18 protein-coding genes are annotated in these 16,296 nt (G+C 27.2%); 7 read left to right on the forward strand and 11 right to left on the reverse strand.

Going from position 1 to position 16,296, the window contains the following annotated elements; translation table 11 throughout:
- The first annotated feature begins 45 nt into the window (after positions 1–45).
- Together A966_RS04680 and A966_RS04685 are read left to right on the forward strand one after the other, a co-directional pair.
- Positions 46–366: a hypothetical protein gene (locus A966_RS04680; protein WP_008723060.1), complete on the forward strand. Its 321-nt coding sequence runs from the start codon at positions 46–48 to the stop codon at positions 364–366.
- A 5-nt stretch (positions 367–371) separates the two neighbouring features.
- Entirely contained in the window at positions 372–1,355 is a 984-nt protein-coding gene (locus A966_RS04685; RefSeq protein ID WP_008723062.1) for a DUF2157 domain-containing protein, read from the forward strand.
- A 61-nt stretch (positions 1,356–1,416) separates the two neighbouring features.
- On the opposite strand, the gene A966_RS04690 is transcribed toward A966_RS04685, so the two are convergent.
- The 4 genes from A966_RS04690 to A966_RS04705 all read right to left on the reverse strand — a co-directional run bounded on the left by A966_RS04690 (position 1,417) and on the right by A966_RS04705 (position 5,511).
- Positions 1,417–2,226: a family 1 encapsulin nanocompartment shell protein gene (locus A966_RS04690; protein WP_008723064.1), complete on the reverse strand. Its 810-nt coding sequence runs from the start codon at positions 2,224–2,226 to the stop codon at positions 1,417–1,419.
- A gap of 24 nt (positions 2,227–2,250) precedes the next feature.
- Complete coding sequence (locus A966_RS04695) at positions 2,251–2,604, reverse strand: demethoxyubiquinone hydroxylase family protein (RefSeq protein WP_008723066.1); 354 nt, start codon at positions 2,602–2,604, stop codon at positions 2,251–2,253.
- A gap of 173 nt (positions 2,605–2,777) precedes the next feature.
- Positions 2,778–3,650: a glycine--tRNA ligase subunit alpha gene (locus tag A966_RS04700; RefSeq protein WP_008723067.1), complete on the reverse strand. Its 873-nt coding sequence runs from the start codon at positions 3,648–3,650 to the stop codon at positions 2,778–2,780.
- Positions 3,651–3,849: 199 nt separating this feature from the next.
- Complete coding sequence (locus A966_RS04705; protein WP_039955468.1) at positions 3,850–5,511, reverse strand: methyl-accepting chemotaxis protein; 1,662 nt, start codon at positions 5,509–5,511, stop codon at positions 3,850–3,852.
- Between the two features lie 238 nt (positions 5,512–5,749).
- Here A966_RS04705 and A966_RS04710 point away from each other — a divergent pair, with 238 nt between their 5' ends.
- Both A966_RS04710 and A966_RS13410 read left to right on the forward strand, forming a co-directional pair.
- Entirely contained in the window at positions 5,750–6,934 is a 1,185-nt protein-coding gene (locus A966_RS04710) for an ATP-binding protein (RefSeq protein ID WP_008723069.1), read from the forward strand.
- 96 nt (positions 6,935–7,030) lie between these two features.
- Complete coding sequence (locus A966_RS13410; protein WP_232817744.1) at positions 7,031–7,207, forward strand: zinc ribbon domain-containing protein; 177 nt, start codon at positions 7,031–7,033, stop codon at positions 7,205–7,207.
- A 9-nt stretch (positions 7,208–7,216) separates the two neighbouring features.
- Here A966_RS13410 and A966_RS04715 read toward each other — a convergent pair whose 3' ends face one another.
- The 3 genes from A966_RS04715 to A966_RS04720 are packed head-to-tail and all read right to left on the reverse strand — an operon-like array spanning position 7,217 to position 8,825.
- Positions 7,217–7,789, reverse strand: a complete 573-nt coding sequence (locus A966_RS04715; protein ID WP_008723071.1) for a DUF3226 domain-containing protein — start codon at positions 7,787–7,789, stop codon at positions 7,217–7,219.
- 3 nt (positions 7,790–7,792) lie between these two features.
- Positions 7,793–8,110, reverse strand: coding sequence for an AAA family ATPase (locus A966_RS13745; protein WP_232817745.1), 318 nt, complete (start codon positions 8,108–8,110; stop codon positions 7,793–7,795).
- Positions 8,091–8,825 (reverse strand): AAA family ATPase, encoded by a 735-nt coding sequence (locus A966_RS04720; RefSeq protein WP_232817746.1) that lies wholly within the window; start codon positions 8,823–8,825, stop codon positions 8,091–8,093. Before A966_RS04720 ends, A966_RS13745 begins: the two co-directional genes overlap by 20 nt.
- 136 nt (positions 8,826–8,961) lie before the next feature.
- Between A966_RS04720 and purE the strand changes: the two genes are divergently transcribed.
- On the forward strand, positions 8,962–9,450 hold the full coding sequence (purE, locus tag A966_RS04725) for a 5-(carboxyamino)imidazole ribonucleotide mutase (protein ID WP_008723072.1): 489 nt from the start codon (positions 8,962–8,964) through the stop codon (positions 9,448–9,450).
- Positions 9,451–9,559: 109 nt separating this feature from the next.
- Positions 9,560–10,276, forward strand: coding sequence for a phosphoribosylaminoimidazolesuccinocarboxamide synthase (purC, locus tag A966_RS04730; RefSeq protein ID WP_008723073.1), 717 nt, complete (start codon positions 9,560–9,562; stop codon positions 10,274–10,276).
- Positions 10,277–10,356: 80 nt separating this feature from the next.
- On the opposite strand, the gene A966_RS04735 is transcribed toward purC, so the two are convergent.
- Both A966_RS04735 and purF read right to left on the reverse strand, forming a co-directional pair.
- The gene (locus tag A966_RS04735) at positions 10,357–10,842 is read right to left on the reverse strand and encodes a hypothetical protein (protein ID WP_008723074.1); all 486 of its coding nucleotides are present in this window, start codon (positions 10,840–10,842) and stop codon (positions 10,357–10,359) included.
- Between the two features lie 269 nt (positions 10,843–11,111).
- Positions 11,112–12,524 carry an amidophosphoribosyltransferase gene (gene purF / locus A966_RS04740; RefSeq protein WP_008723075.1) on the reverse strand — a complete coding sequence of 471 codons (1,413 nt, stop codon included), beginning with the start codon at positions 12,522–12,524 and terminating at the stop codon, positions 11,112–11,114.
- 219 nt (positions 12,525–12,743) lie between these two features.
- Here purF and A966_RS13415 point away from each other — a divergent pair, with 219 nt between their 5' ends.
- Positions 12,744–13,004, forward strand: coding sequence for a hypothetical protein (locus tag A966_RS13415; protein WP_141709346.1), 261 nt, complete (start codon positions 12,744–12,746; stop codon positions 13,002–13,004).
- Between the two features lie 162 nt (positions 13,005–13,166).
- On the opposite strand, the gene A966_RS04745 is transcribed toward A966_RS13415, so the two are convergent.
- Both A966_RS04745 and glmS read right to left on the reverse strand, forming a co-directional pair.
- Complete coding sequence (locus tag A966_RS04745) at positions 13,167–14,198, reverse strand: deoxyguanosinetriphosphate triphosphohydrolase (protein ID WP_008723076.1); 1,032 nt, start codon at positions 14,196–14,198, stop codon at positions 13,167–13,169.
- 173 nt (positions 14,199–14,371) lie between these two features.
- On the reverse strand, positions 14,372–16,201 hold the full coding sequence (glmS, locus tag A966_RS04750; protein ID WP_008723077.1) for a glutamine--fructose-6-phosphate transaminase (isomerizing): 1,830 nt from the start codon (positions 16,199–16,201) through the stop codon (positions 14,372–14,374).
- Positions 16,202–16,296: the final 95 nt, after the last annotated feature.

The raw sequence follows: 16,296 nt of genomic DNA on the forward strand, positions 1-16,296 counted from the left end.
TATTTAGCTATTGCAATTATTTGATTATAATATTTAATTATATATATGAGCAGTAAAGATTTACAATTAATATCTGATAAATTAAATGAACTCATTTCATATTTGGAAAATAATGATTTGGATAATTTTTTCAAACATAAAGATGAATTTTGCAATTTGATAATATTAGAAAATGCTGACAGTGTTAATGATAATATAAAACTTGATATCGAAAATATTGTTCCTTTAAATTTGATGAATACTTTTATAAATTTTATTAAATATATGAAAGCTTTAAGAACTATGAATCATAATGATAATGATTATACTAGATATACATTGGATAATATGAAATTTATAAAAACACAAATATTCAAAGACTATTAAATATCATGGGAAGCAAAAACAGATTTTTACTTAAAGAGCTAAAAAAGTGGAATAAAGATAATATTATAACTAATGAACAGTTTGAAATATTATCTAAAATGTATAGAGATAATTATATAGATTGGCAGCCTATTATAAAAGCTATAATGATAACAGGTATTATAATGGTTGCTATTGGATTTATTGCTTTTATAAGTTTCTATATTTTTTCTCTTTATTTTATAGCATTTTTATTTGCTTTTCTTTTTTTATTAGGATTTATAATTGATGAAATACTTAAAAGAAAAGATATTTACTTACCAAAAACTTCTTCTGCAATAATAGCCATTTCTTCTATATTTTTATCAGCATTTATTTTTACTTTATCATACATTATCACTCATAATAAAGATAATTTTATTTTATTATCTCTTATAAGTATAATATTATTTTTTATAATAGCATATATAAAGAAAAACTATGCTGTATTATCTATTGCGATAATAGGTTTAATAACTTGGTATGGTTTTGAAGGTTTTGATATATCTGGAATTGATTTCACACTTAATAATTATATAAGATTTATTATAACAAGCATATTAATGTTTTTAATAGGAATAACTGATATCAATAAAAAAATCGGAGATAGATATTCTAATTTTTCAATCATATATTACACGGTTGGAATATTATATTTAAATATGATACTTTCAATAATGTCAATATTTGGAAATAATGCAGATCCTATAATATTTGAATACGGTTCATCTGAATTGTTAATATATAGTTTATTATTTTTATTTATAGATATAATTATTTTTGTAATAGGCTATAAATTAAAAAATTCTTTAATAGTGGGATATTCAATATTTTTTATTATTCTTAATCTTTATATAAGATATTTTGAATATTTCTATTTGAAAATGAATGCTTGGATATTTTTTATAATATTAGGTTTATCAACCATATTAATAGGTGTAATAATAGAGAGAATAATAAAATATAAATAAACCTGCAGATTTTATATAACCTGCAGGCTTATAATTTTTAAAGAGTTATTATGAAATCAAACTATTCTAAAACAACTATTGCATTAGAGTCTTTTATCCTAGGTATAATAGTTTCCATTATTCTAAAACTATGATTTAAATCTTTCTGTTCTAAATATGCAGTAGACATATCTATTCCAACAGCCAAATCCATATACTGAGGCTCTGAACAAATCAATGCTGCTTTCTTTCCTTTGATGACAGGTACATTATAAAGATTTCCAATCATGCTGGATATTCTCTGTGCCTCTGTCATTCCTGTGCCTTGCTGTATTCTCTGTAAATCAAAATATAATGATTGACTTAAACATAATACAAATCTTCCTACAATGCCTTTTTCTCTAATCATATTTATAGCTTTTACTATATCAGTATAAGGGTTCTCACCCTGTCCCCAATCAGAGATTTTTAATTTTTGTACTCCTTCAGCATTGAGTATTCCTTTTAATTCAAGAAAATCATTTCCATTGAATATTAAATTATCTTCTTTGTTAGCAAGTGTCTGAGCTGCCTGAGATACAATAGATAAATCTAAAGGAAGTTTATTTGAAATATTATTTTCCAAATCTCTCCATAGTAGAGTAAAATCCTGATAAATCTGAGGAAGCTCAACAGATTTTCTTCCTGAAGTCTTTACAAAACCATCTTCAAAAACTTCTTCTCTGTCGCTTTTATCATACTGAACGCTTATAGCACCTGCTCCAAGAGGTCCGTAAATAGATAAAAATCTTCTTCCTATAAGTGTTCTGCTTGCTGTTTCTACAACAACTTTATCTATATTCTGCCAAAAATTTTCTTCAAAAGGCGAACTTTCTCTAGCTAAATAATCCATATATATCCTCCTTTAATTTTATTATTAATTGTCTTTTTTCAAACTTCCAACTGTAAGTCCAGATAAATTAGGCTCTTTTATTCCAAGCTCTTCCATCATCTCTTTAACCTCTAATTGTCCGGATTCAAAATGTTCTGCTTCCTTAGGATCTAAATGTCTAAGCAAAGCCATAAGCTCTCCTACATGTGCTTTTTCTTCGTCCCTTATATCGGCTAATACTGCCTTTGCAACAGGATCATCTGTAGCCATAACATGAGCATCATATAAATATATAGCTTCCAATTCTCCGGCAATATCAAGTCTTACAGCTTGTATTAATTCTTCTTTAGTTACTTTTCTATTCACATTTGCATTAAATGGATTTGCAAAACTAGGCATAATATTAGTCTCCTTTTTATTTAATTACTTAATAGTATTAATTACTAATAAATAGTATATACAATTAAAAAATAAAGTCAATATCATTATGAAAAAATTAAGTATTTTTTAAATAAAAAAGCCGCCATTATATAAAATGACAGCTTTTAAATTAATAAGTTTAAAAAATAACTTTATTTATTTTTTATTAATGGATAACCTAATTTTTCTCTTGATTCTATATAAGCAGCGGAAACTTTTTTCATAAGCTCTCTTACTCTTGCTATGTATCCAGCCCTTTCAGTTACACTTATAGCATTTCTAGCATCAAGCATATTGAATACATGGGAGCTTTTCATAACCATGTCATAAGCAGGAAGAACGCAGCCATTAGCCAAGCATCTATCACATTCATTTTCATATTCCTTGAAATGTCTGAAATACATATCAGTATCAGCAACTTCAAAATTATATTTAGAGAATTCTTTTTCTCCCTGTAAATGTACATCTCCGTATTTTATTCCATGTCCCCATTCCAAGTCATAAACATTATCTATATTTTGCAAATACATACATATTCTTTCAAGTCCGTAAGTAATTTCACCTGTAATAGGTTTTAAGTTGATTCCGCCTACAGCTTGGAAATATGTAAATTGAGTTATTTCCATACCATCAAGCCAAACTTCCCAGCCTAATCCCCAAGCACCAAGGGTAGGGGATTCCCAGTCATCATGAACGAATCTTATGTCATGATCTTTAAAACTTATACCCAATGCTTCTAAGCTTTGTATGTATAAATCCTGAATATTTTCTGGAGATGGTTTCATTATAACTTGGTACTGATAATAATGCTGAAGTCTGTTAGGATTTTCTCCGTATCTTCCATCAGTTGGTCTTCTTGATGGTTCTACATAGGCTACGCTAAAAGGCTCTGGTCCTAATGCTCTTAATGCAGTTGCTGGGTTAAATGTTCCTGCTCCTACTTCTAAATCATAGCCCTGCTGTATTATGCATCCGTTTTCGCTCCAAAATTTATTTAAAGTCATAATTAAGTCTGTAAAGGTCATAATAGATATATCTCCGCTCTTTTTTATTTGATAAAATAATGATAATAATTATATAATATCATTGATTAAAATGCTATATAATTATTATTAAAATATTGAAGTTTTATTTTAATAAACTAATATTAATTTTTTACATAATAAAAAAACAATAACAGTATAGTTCACTGTTATTGTTTATATAAAATATATTTTATAAATATTAAACTTTAAAGAAATGCATCAAATCAACTAATTCTTTAGCCTGTCCCATTAATGCCTCAGAAGAAGCTGTAGCCTGTTCTACCAAAGTAGCATTTTGCTGAGTAGACTGATCCATTTGTGAAACTGCCATATTTACCTGATCTACACCAGCCTGCTGTTCTACTGCCATAGCACTAATATCTTGCATAATCTTAGAAGTATCTTCAATTTTTTGTTCTATATCCATAAATATTTCTTTAGATTTTCTAGCTGTTTCAGTAGCTATTCTAATTTTATCATTAGAATCAGCAATTAAAGAAGTAATATCTTTAACAGAAGACTGACTAGTTTGAGCTAAGTTTCTTACCTCGCTTGCTACTACCGCAAATCCTTTACCCTGTTCACCAGCACGGGCAGCTTCTACGGCAGCATTAAGTGCTAATATATTAGTTTGGAAAGCTATATTTTCTATTATTTTAGTTATGTCTGTAATTTTATTACTTGCTTCAAATACAAGTTCAATATTATTAGTTGTAGCTTCAATTATTTCACCGGCTTCCTGAACTGATTTTTCAGAATCCTGCATCATCTGATTACCTCTTAAAGAATTATCAGCAGATGATTTTATTGTAGAGGCAATTTGTTCCATAGAAGAAGCTGTCTCTTCCAAATGTGAAGCCTGAGTTTCTGTTCGGCTTGACAAATCTGTATTACCATGAGCTATTTCTGTAGCTGCCTCTGAAATCTCTCTTGAGCTTTCTAAAACTCTTGTAATAATTTCTCTTAAATGAGATATCATGTTATCGAAACTACTTAGAAGTGAATCAAATTCGCTATTGCCTCTGTATTTGCTTGAATCTATTTTTACAGTTAAATTACCGTTAGATATTTCTGAAGCTAAATGAACACATAATCTCAAATTTTTTCCTATTTTTCTTCCTAAAGAAGCCAAGAAAATTACAACAGAAAATCCTACTATAAATAAAAATATGAAAAACAATATAGTATCTTTTTTAACTTCTTTTGCAGCATTTTGTAAATTTAAATTATTATCAGAATCAAGTTTATCAAAAAACTGATTAATAGGAGTCATTATTTGCGAAACACTTTGTTCATAAGATTTTCCATTAACAAGCTCTATAGCTTCTAACTGTCTTGCTTTATATTCATCAGGTATGCTTCCGTCTGGATTTCTAGGAATACTTTTTATTATTTCCATAGCCTGAACTTCTAATTTTACTAATTCTTCTGAGCGGCTTTTTGATAGAGTTAAATAATCAAACATTTCTTTAGAGAAATTCAAATCTTTCATTACATTTGAATAAGATTTAGTTTCTCCATCATAAGAAGGCTTTTGACCGCTTCCTAAATAAATAGACCAGTATATTCCTCTGTCATAATTTATCGGTGTTGGTTTTGTACCGCCTGATATAGCTATACAGTCATTATAAGCTTGTTCATATTTAGCATCTCCTGTAGCTACATAACTTCTTACAAACTGAGTTAAAAAGGCTGAGTTTTGCTGATACTGTCTTGCTATAGCAGAAGATTTTATAGTATGCTGATAAATGCGGCTGTATTCTGTTACACTTCTTACTATCCTAATCTGAAGATATATCAAAAGCAGAGTCATGACAAAAGTATATACGCCAAATATAATAAATCGAGTCCTTATCTTCATAGTAAAATATCTCCAGTAAAGCTTTTATTTTTTATAATGATTTCGGAATTACTTAACTATTTATTTAAAAAAATTAAGTATTTTTCCTATATAAACTATACATTATATATTAAATATAACAAAAAAATTACATTTTATACATAAAATTTAAAAAAAAATTACATAAAAAGTGCTTGAATATTATTAATAATAAACTTAAAATATATCACTATAAAAAATAATTACGGAATAATGATAAATGGATAATAAAATAACACAAATCAGAATCGGTTTCTCTAATATAGTAATATTCAGAAATATTATAAAAACTAAAGTTATAAAAAAGTTATTAAAATTTTTGGAAATTTATAATGATAATGACAAAATAAGAGTGATAGATTATTATTCAGATTTTTTATATGAACTTTTAAAATATAGCGATACAATAGGCGATTATATATTAGAACAAATATTCCAGGATAATAATATATATATAAATAAATATATAAGAAATGAACATATAAATGATACATTAAAAAATGCACTAAAAAATGAATTAAATTTCTTTGAAGTTTTATCTTCACTTGATTTTAATACATTATTTTCAGAGGGATATTCCAATCAAATATCAAAGTTAGAAGTAAAGAAAATAAATTTTTATGAATTATATAAAAAACATATAGAAGAAATGCCTAAGAAAGGTCATGGAATATTTTTTTATAATAACATGTTTACTCTTGATGACAAAAAAAATATTATACCGGCAAAGCATAAGGATATGCAGGATATTAAACAATTATACGGTTATGAAAGGGAGAGAAGCAAGGTTATATCAAATACTAAAAGTCTTCTTGAGGGTAAAAAGGCTAATAATATACTTCTTTATGGTGATGCGGGAACTGGAAAAAGCAGTACTATAAAAGCAATAGCTAATATGTTCAAAGATGAAGGATTAAGACTTATAGAGGTTAAGAAAAGTCAATTATCATTCATAACTGATATAATAGAAGATTTAAGTTTAAGTCCGCTTAAATTTATAATATTTATAGATGATTTAACATTTTCTTATAATGATGATACTTTTTCATATTTAAAAGCCATACTTGAAGGCGGAGTTAACTCTTTCCCTTCAAATGTTGTTGTTTATGCTACTTCAAATTACAGACACTTAATAAAAGAGAATTTTAATGACAGACAAGGCGATGATATACATATAGAAGATACTATTCAGCAGATAATGAGTTTAACTAACCGTTTTGGTATAATAATAACATTTCAAAGACCAGACAAAGATTTATTTGTAGATATAGTGCTATCTTATGCCAAAGAAAATAATATAAAAATTGACAAAGAAGAACTTATAAAACAGGCTGAAAGTTATGCTATAAGAAGTGCCGGAAGAAGTCCGAGAGTTGCAAAACAATTTATAGAATCAATATTATGATTTTTTATTAAATAAAATTATTTTTTTAATATCATGTCAAAAACTGTCATGCATATATACTATAATACTATTATATCAAAATTAATTTAGGAGTTTATGATGCTTCCCTTTAATCCGCCTTTTATGTATAGATGTAATTCATGCAGTAAAATTTTTACTAAATCTAAAAAGCCTATTTTAGGAAATACTATATTTTCAATTTTAAACAAACCTAAATGTCCTAAATGCGGAAGCAAGGATACTAAATCTATTGATAATATTATAAAAAAATGAAATTATTATTTATATACTGTCAAAAAACTCTTTTAAAGAATTTAAATATTCATCATTTAAATTCCAGAAATTGTTATTAGTATAATCTCTTTTATCTTCTTTTATTGTTTTTTTATCATATGATTTTATAGATTCTAAATATGCATATATTTTTGCTTTTTTAGCTGGATTTACAGTTTCAGGTATTGAAGTTATACAATTTGTATATTCATCAAAACAATTAATAATATCTTTTATAACAGCGATATTGCTTAATAGATCTTCTAAAGTACCTAAAGAATTATTATTTGGAAATAAAAATATGTTATTATCATCTATATTCAAATTTCTTTTTATATTATTTTTAGATTCTTCAAAATTATCATCAGCATCAAATATTACAGCTAATTTATAATTATTATCAATATATTTTTTTATATTGTTAATATTATAATCATTAAAACTGTTTCCTCCATTTTCTTCTATGATGATATTATCATTTATATCAGTATCTATTTTATATTGAAATTTAATATAGTCTTTTATGAATTTTTTATCAGCTATACCTTCAACAAGTATCATATATTTTTTATTATTATCCATAAATTAATACCTTATATCCGAATCATTTTCTAATAATTCTTTCACTCCATCAATGCTATAATTATATGATTGAAAACCTTTATTTTCCGTATTAACTATATTAATAATATTTATCATATCTTTCATATCATCAAATTCTTTATCTGATATTTCTGATAAAAATTTTAATACTTCATAACTATGAGTCGTAAAAAATATTTGTATATTGTTATTATTCTTACTTAAATTTAATATACTTCTTAATAAATGCTTAATAGTTTTATGATGCAAACCATTTTCTATCTCATCAACTAATATCATATTATATTGGTTTACTACCATAGGAATTATAATTGACAAATATTTTTTTTAGCCCATCTCCCATAAGATTTAACAGTATTAGTTCATTCATTTCTTCTATATCCAAATATATATCATTTTTTATTATTTTTATAGATTTTATCTTTTTATTGAAAAATGATAGCAAATTTATTAATAATTCTTCATCTTTGTTTTTTATAATATTTGCAAGAGAATCCAATAAATCACGGCATTCTACAACATTATACAAATATAATTCTGATATATTATTAATGTATTCTTTTGCACCAATTTTTTTTATTGTTTTTCTAATACTTCCATTTCTAAAAATATATTTATATTCTTCTATTTTATTTTCTAATTCTACATTAAGTTTATATTCTAATTCGTTAAGCTCATCAGTTTTATTTTCAAATGAAATATCTTTTCTTAATATGGGCGATATAATTAAATTATGATTTATATCATCAAATTTATAATCAAATTCTATGCTGTTATTTTTATAATCAAAATTATAAAACAAATTTTTTAATTCTGAATTTTCATTTATTCTTCTTATAGAATTGATATGATAAGCTATTGAACAGTCAGGCATACCTGATATTATAGCTATGGCTTCAAGTATGCTTGTTTTTCCGCAATTATTTTGACCAACTAATAGATTAATTTTATTTAAATTATTTATTTTTAGTTTATCAAATCCTCTAAAATTTTTAATTGATATATTTTGAAGCATAACTAAAACCTATATTCTAATTTTTATAGAATATCGGAATTTTTTTAATAAAATAGATATTATCATTATTGTATTAATTGATTTATTATATTAGAATTAATCAAACTTATAATATATTTTTTATTAGGAGAAAAACATGAAAGTAGCTATAATATTTGGAAGCAGATCTGATACTGATAAAATGAGAGGAGCTGCTTCTTGCTTAAAAGAATTTGCAATTGAATACAAAGCCTTTGTTCTTTCTGCTCACAGAGTACCGGAACATCTTGAAAAAACTATAAAACATATAGAAGAAAATGGATATGAAGTAATCATAGCAGGGGCAGGACTTGCTGCACATTTGCCTGGTGTTATAGCATCAAAAACAATTCTTCCTGTAATAGGAGTACCTATAAGTGCAAGCAATCTTGACGGAATGGACGCTTTACTTTCTATAGTTCAAATGCCTAAACCTATAACTGTTGCAACTGTTGGTATTAATAATTCTTATAATGCTGGAATGCTTGCTGTTGAGATGCTTGCTTTAAAATATAATGATATAAAAAATAAATTAATTGAATACAGAAAAAAAATGAAAGAAGATTTTATTTCTGATAATGAAAAGCCTATAGAATTTGACATATAATTAATTTTATAATTTTATAATTTTATAACATTACTATATAGAAAAATTCTCAAAAAAAGTATATAATATATGGAATACAAAAAAGTTTTTACTTATATAGGAGTTATCTATGTCTAAAGAAAAAAAAGAAATGATATATGAAGGTAAAGCTAAAAAAGTTTATGCTACTGATAATCCAGATGAAATAATTGTGTATTATAAAGATGATGCTACTGCTTTTAATGGAGAAAAAAAAGGTTCTATCAAAGATAAAGGTGTTATGAATAATGAGATTACTTCATTGCTTTTTAAAATGCTTGAAAAGAACGGAGTAAAAACTCACTTTATAGAAAAATTAAATGACAGAGAACAGCTTTGTCAAAAAGTAAAAATATTCCCATTAGAAGTAATTGTAAGAAATTTAATAGCAGGATCTATGGCTAAAAGACTTGGTATAGAGGAAGGGACAGTTCCTCCTAATACTATATTTGAAATTTGCTACAAAAATGATGAATACGGAGATCCTTTAATTAATGATCATCATGCTGTTGCTTTGAAACTAGCTACTTATGATGAATTAAAATATATCTATGAAGTAACAGCAAAAGTTAATAATCTATTAAAAGATGCTTTGGATAAAATAGGAATTACTTTGGTTGATTTCAAAGTGGAATTCGGTAAAAATTCAAAAGGTGAAATACTTCTCGCTGATGAAATAACACCTGATACTTGCAGATTCTGGGATAAGGAAACAGGTAAAAAATTAGATAAAGACAGATTCAGAAGAGATTTAGGATCTATTGAAGAGGCTTATATAGAAGTTTTAAATAGACTTAATAACCTATAATTTATAGTGTTAATATAAAATAAAAGACTTTGCTTGAGATTATATCCTGCAAAGTCTTTTTTATGTTTATTAATTGAATTTTATTTTTGTTCTGGTTCTTTTATTTCTGTTATTTTTACTTCTTTTACTTTTTCATCGGCTGTTTTTTTCAATGTTAATTTTTCTCTGTCATTTTCAGCTATATAATAATTGTTTCTTAATTTTAATATTATATCCTTAGCACCATTAATACCGTCATTTTTTTTATATGCCTGAATGAGCATTTGTATTAATGATATAGTAGATGGAAGCCCTATATATATAATTGCCACTCCTGCAGAAGGGATAGTTGCTATTGAGGAAGCTATTAATGCTTTATCTTTGCCAAATTTTTTTGATGATACTATAGCAGTAACAGCAACTAGAACACCGCCTATAAGAACACCCCATGCAATTTTACCTGTATTTTTTATGTTAGAAACTTTATTTCCAAGTTTATGTTCTATGTAAATAACATCATCATCTGACATAAGAGCATTTACTAACTCTTCTTCATTCATACAAATTTTATAAGAAACTTCTTTCATAATAATTTCTAACCTCAGCTTTATTATATCTTTTGATGATTATATAATAAAGTTATTGATAAAAAAGTCAATTACTAGATAAATATTTTTATTAGACTTGTTTAAAAACTCAATTTGCTGATAATTATATTTTTTTAATTTTAATATTTTTTTATTATAATTGGGCTTTGAAGCACATATATTCATTTCGTAGTAAAGCAAAAGACTGCATATTTATATAATAATTCATACTTAATTTTGTAAAATAGTTTAAAAACAAGTCTATTATATCAGCAAGTTTTATCAGCTGAAGGCTTATTCGGTATTTCAGTAGGATATTTTCCTGTGAAACAGCCTATGCAGTAATTGTGATTTTCTAAAGCTTCAAGCATATCTTCTATAGTTAGATATTCCAAAGTATCAGCATTAATTTCCTTTCTGATTTCTTCTACAGAGAGTTTAGCTCCTATGAGTTCTTTTTTAGAAGATATATCTACTCCGTAATAACAAGGACTATTTATAACAGGGGAGGCAGATCTGAAATGCACCTCCTTAGCACCGGCTCTCCTTACAATATCTATCAATATTTTACTTGTTGTTCCTCTCACTAGAGAATCATCTATTAATATAACTCTTTTTCCATTTATTAAGTGTTTTAAAGGATTGAATTTTAGTTTAACAGTTTCTTCTCTTGAAGATTGTTCAGGCATAATAAATGTTCTTCCTATATATCTGTTTTTTACTAAACCTATGCTGTATGGAATTTTACTCTCTGTAGCAAATCCTAATGCCGCTATAGTTCCTGAGTCCTGAACACCTATAACTATATCCGCATCTACTTTATTTTTTTTAGCAAGCAATACACCTGTTTGAAATCTTACATTATAAACATTGATGCCGTCTATATTACTTTCCGGACGGGCAAAGTATATATGTTCAAAAGCACAAGGATAATGTTTAACTTCCTCTTTAATATATTTGAAAGATTTTACACCTTCTTCATCTATTATAACCATTTCTCCAGCTTCTATATCTCTTATAAATTTAGAACCTACCGCATCCAAAGCACAAGATTCAGAAGCTAAAAAATAATCTCCATTAGCATTAGTACCCAAACATAATGGTCTTATTCCATGAGGATCTCTTACCCCAATAAGTTTTCCATCAACAACTATAACAAGAGCAAAAGCTCCTTTTATAATATTTATAGTTTCTTTTATACCTTCTATAAAATTACTTACAGTTTTTCTAGCTATAAGTTTAATAATGACCTCTGTATCAGAAGTAGCATTAAATGTAGCTCCTTCTTCTTCTAATTTGTATCTCAATTCTTCTGCATTAGTTAAGTTTCCATTATGTGCGATTGAAATCTGACCTAGTCTGAATAGATTTTCAAGAGGCTGAGCATTTTCTATTTTGCTAGCTCCTGTAGTAGAGTATCTTACATGCCCTATAGCAATATTTCCTTCTGTGTCTTTAGGAATATTACTTGTAAACAAATCAGATACAAGTCCCATAGCTTTATATGTGAACAAATGTTTATAATTTGATATTGTAATACCAGCACTTTCCTGACCTCTATGCTGTAATGAATAGAGGGCATAATTTAGAGTTTTTAATATATCTTTCTTAATATCTTTGGAATAAATACCAAATACACCGCATTCTTCTCTAGGCTTATCATATATTGTAATATTATTCATATATTATTATAACCAACTTTATTTTTATTTTTGACTTGACAATATTATAATTAATTGCATTTTTACACAATAGATTTATTGAATATTTTTTTTTATTATTGCTATGCTCGCCTCCGCATATAAAAGATGCCAGCTGAAGCTGTCATCTGCTTCGGCTCGCTTTATTATTGCTATGCTGCCTCCACATATAAAAGATTCCAGCTGAAGCTGTCATCTGCTTTGGCTTGCTTTATTATTGCTATGCTCGCCTCCGCATATAAAAGATTCCAGCTGAAGCTGTCATCTGCTTTGGCTTGCTTTATTATTGCTATGCTCGCCTCCGCATATAAAAGATGCCAGCTGAAGCCGTTATCTGCTTTGGCTTGCTTTATTATTGCTATGCTCGCCTCCGCATATAAAAGATTCCAGCTGAAGCTGTCATCTGCTTTGGCTCGCTTTATTATTGCTATGCTGCCTCCGCATATAAAAGATGCCGGCTGAAGCTGTCATCTGCTTTGGCTCGCTTTATTATTGCCATGCTGCCTCCACATATAAAAGATTCTGGATAAAGCTCTCATATCTTTTATAAGACTTGTATCAATATTGTATAGATTTATATTCTAATTATCATCTAATTTTTTTAATTCTTCTTTATTTTTAGGCTTATATATAATTAAATTTTCCATAAGTAATTTTTTTATGCAAAGATATTGCCTCAGAATCCGTAAGATGAGCAACATAATCTTTTACTAATTCTTCATCACTATTGTATGGTATATCTGCTTTTTTGAATAAAGTATCTTCTTCTATGATGTCTTTATGCTTTAATAAGTATTCAAATATTGTTGATATTATTCTATTTACTCTTTCTACATCTTCAAGTATTGCTTTGCTTTCATATACAGTTTTAAACATAAAAGCTCTTAAATCGTTTATGGCTTTTAATACTTTTTCATCGATATCAATTTCCATTTTTTCCATGCTGGCTTCTATAACACCCATAATCATAGTGTCAGCTCTCTCACCATAAGTAGTGCCAAGAATTTTAACTATATCTTTAGGTAAATCTTCATATTTAAGAAGTCCGTATCTTATAGCATCATCAACATCATGATTGGCATAAGCTATAGTATCAGATATTCTAACTATCATACCCTCATTGGTTGAAGGACCTGATGAGTCTGCGATGAGTTTTCCGTTTTTTCCTTTAGTATGCTTTATAATACCATCTCGTACTTCAAAACTTAAATTAAGTCCTTTTCCTTTTTCTAAATGTTCTACTACTCTTAAAGAATGCGAAGAATGATGAAAACCTTTAAAATATTTTGATATAGCCTTCTCTCCTGCATGTCCGAATGGAGAATGCCCCAGATCATGTCCGAATGCAATAGCCTCTGTTAAATCTTCATTGAGTCTTAAAGCCCTTGCTATGCTTCTTGCTATTTGCATAACTTCAAGAGTATGAGTGAGTCTGGTTCTGAAATCTCCAACTGAAAGCATTATTACCTGTGCTTTATCTTTAAGGCGTCTGAAATATTCGCTATGTACTATTCTGTCTCTGTCTTGCATATAAATAGTTCTTATATCGTCTTTTTCTCTAGGGTATACTGTTCCTTTGCTGTCAGCTGAAAAAGATGCAGCAGGAGATAAAAAACTTTTTTCTCTGGTTTCTATATCAAGTCTTATAGTTCTCAAAATATTTTCCTTATAATAAAATAATAGTTTTAATACTCTAATAATTATGTTAATAATAAATCAATTAATAAAAAAATACAATTATAATTTATTTAAAGAAATAAAAATCTCTATTTTGATAAAAAATATAGATGAGATTAAGTAAATATTGAACAAAATATTTTTATTTTATATTATTCAACTGTAACACTTTTTGCCAAATTTCTAGGCTTATCAACATTGCAGCCTCTTATCACAGATGTATAATAAGCTAATAGCTGTAATGCTACAATGGAAACTATAGGCATAAACATATCCTCAACTTTAGGAAGATATACTATTTTTGTGTAAGTGTCTTTATCTATATCAATACCTTCTTTAACAAAAAGCAAAACATTAGCACCTCTTGATATTACTTCTTTTGTATTGCTTATCATTTTACTAAGAATTTTTTCCTGTATTGCCAATGCTATTACAGGAGTATTATCAGTTATAAGCGATATAGCACCATGTTTGAGTTCTCCTCCCGCATAAGCCTCGCAATGAATATAGCTAATCTCTTTCATTTTTAAAGCTCCTTCCATTACCTGATAATAATCTAAATCCCTGCCTATAAAGAATATACTGTTAGCTTCTTTATAGTCATAGCATAATGATTTTATTTCATCATTCATAGTAAGAACTTTATTCACAGAATCAATGGTGTTAAGTAAATTTTTTATAAGAGTTTTTATATAATCATTATCTTTAATTTTTCTTGCTGATATTATTTTAAAAGTTATTAAATACATTATAGCCATCTGTACGGAATATGCTTTTGTAGAAGCCACAGATATTTCAGGTCCTGCATAAGTATATATAACATAATCAGCATTTCTAGCTATAGATGAACTATGAACATTTACTATAGCTAAAGTTTTATATCCTTTTTCTTTAACTAAATTTAAAGCGGCTAAAGTATCAGCAGTTTCTCCGGATTGCGATATAAATATTGATAGAGTTTTCTCTGTAAGTATAGGATTTTTATATCTGAACTCAGAAGCTATTTCGCATTCTACAGGTATTCTGCAATTATCTTCTATGAGTCTTTTTCCTATCATGGCAGCATGCATCGCTGTACCGCAGCCTATTATATAGACCCTGTCAAAAAATGTCCAAAAACTTTCATCTTCAATTCCGTCTCTCTTAAAATCGGGAATACCATGCACTATTCTAGGTTCTATTGTATCAAGAAGAGCTTTAGGCTGTTCATTAATTTCTTTAAGCATAAAGTGTTCATATCCGCATTTTTCAGCCTGTTCTACAGTCCAATTTGCCTCAAGTATTTCATAATCTTTTTCTTTTAAGTTTTCATCATATATAGTTATTTTATTTTTTTCTAAAACAGCTATATCCCCATCATCTATTAAAATATATTTATTAGTATATTTTAATATTGCCGGTATATCTGAAGCTAAAAAATTTTCATTTTCACCTAAAGCCGCTATTAAAGGAGCAGATTTTCTAACAGCATATAATTTATTTACATCATCTTTAAAAATAATAGCGAATGCATAAGAGCCTTCTATAATCTCCAAAGCCTTTTTTATAGCATTTAAAGGATCTCCATCGTATAATGAATCTATTAAATTGGCAGCAGCTTCAGTATCTGTTTCTGATAAAAATTTATATCCTTTTTTTATCAAGTCATTTTTTATATCTTTATAATTTTCTATAATACCATTATGTACTAATGTAAGCCTTTCTGTGAAATGCGGGTGTGCATTAATATCAGAAGGAGCTCCATGTGTAGCCCATCTTGTATGACCTATACCTATATTTGACTCTATATTTTTTTCGTTTTTTAAAATGTTTTTTAAATTTTCAAGCTTTCCTTCTGATTTGAATGTTATAATATTATTTTTAGAATCAACTATAGATATACCTGCAGAATCATATCCTCTATATTCTAAAGAAGTGAGTCCATGCATTAGTATATCTGATGCTTTGTTATCGTAGCCTATATATCCTACTATTCCGCACATAATTAAAAAAGTCCTTAAATCAAAATTTTATCAAAAAATGTAATTTTTAAAAAATGCGTTTTTTTGATAATCTAACATGATAAATAAAAAAATAA

This window comes from Brachyspira hampsonii 30446 (genome assembly GCF_000316195.1).
GTDB classification, from domain to species: Bacteria; Spirochaetota; Brachyspiria; order Brachyspirales; family Brachyspiraceae; genus Brachyspira; species Brachyspira hampsonii_C.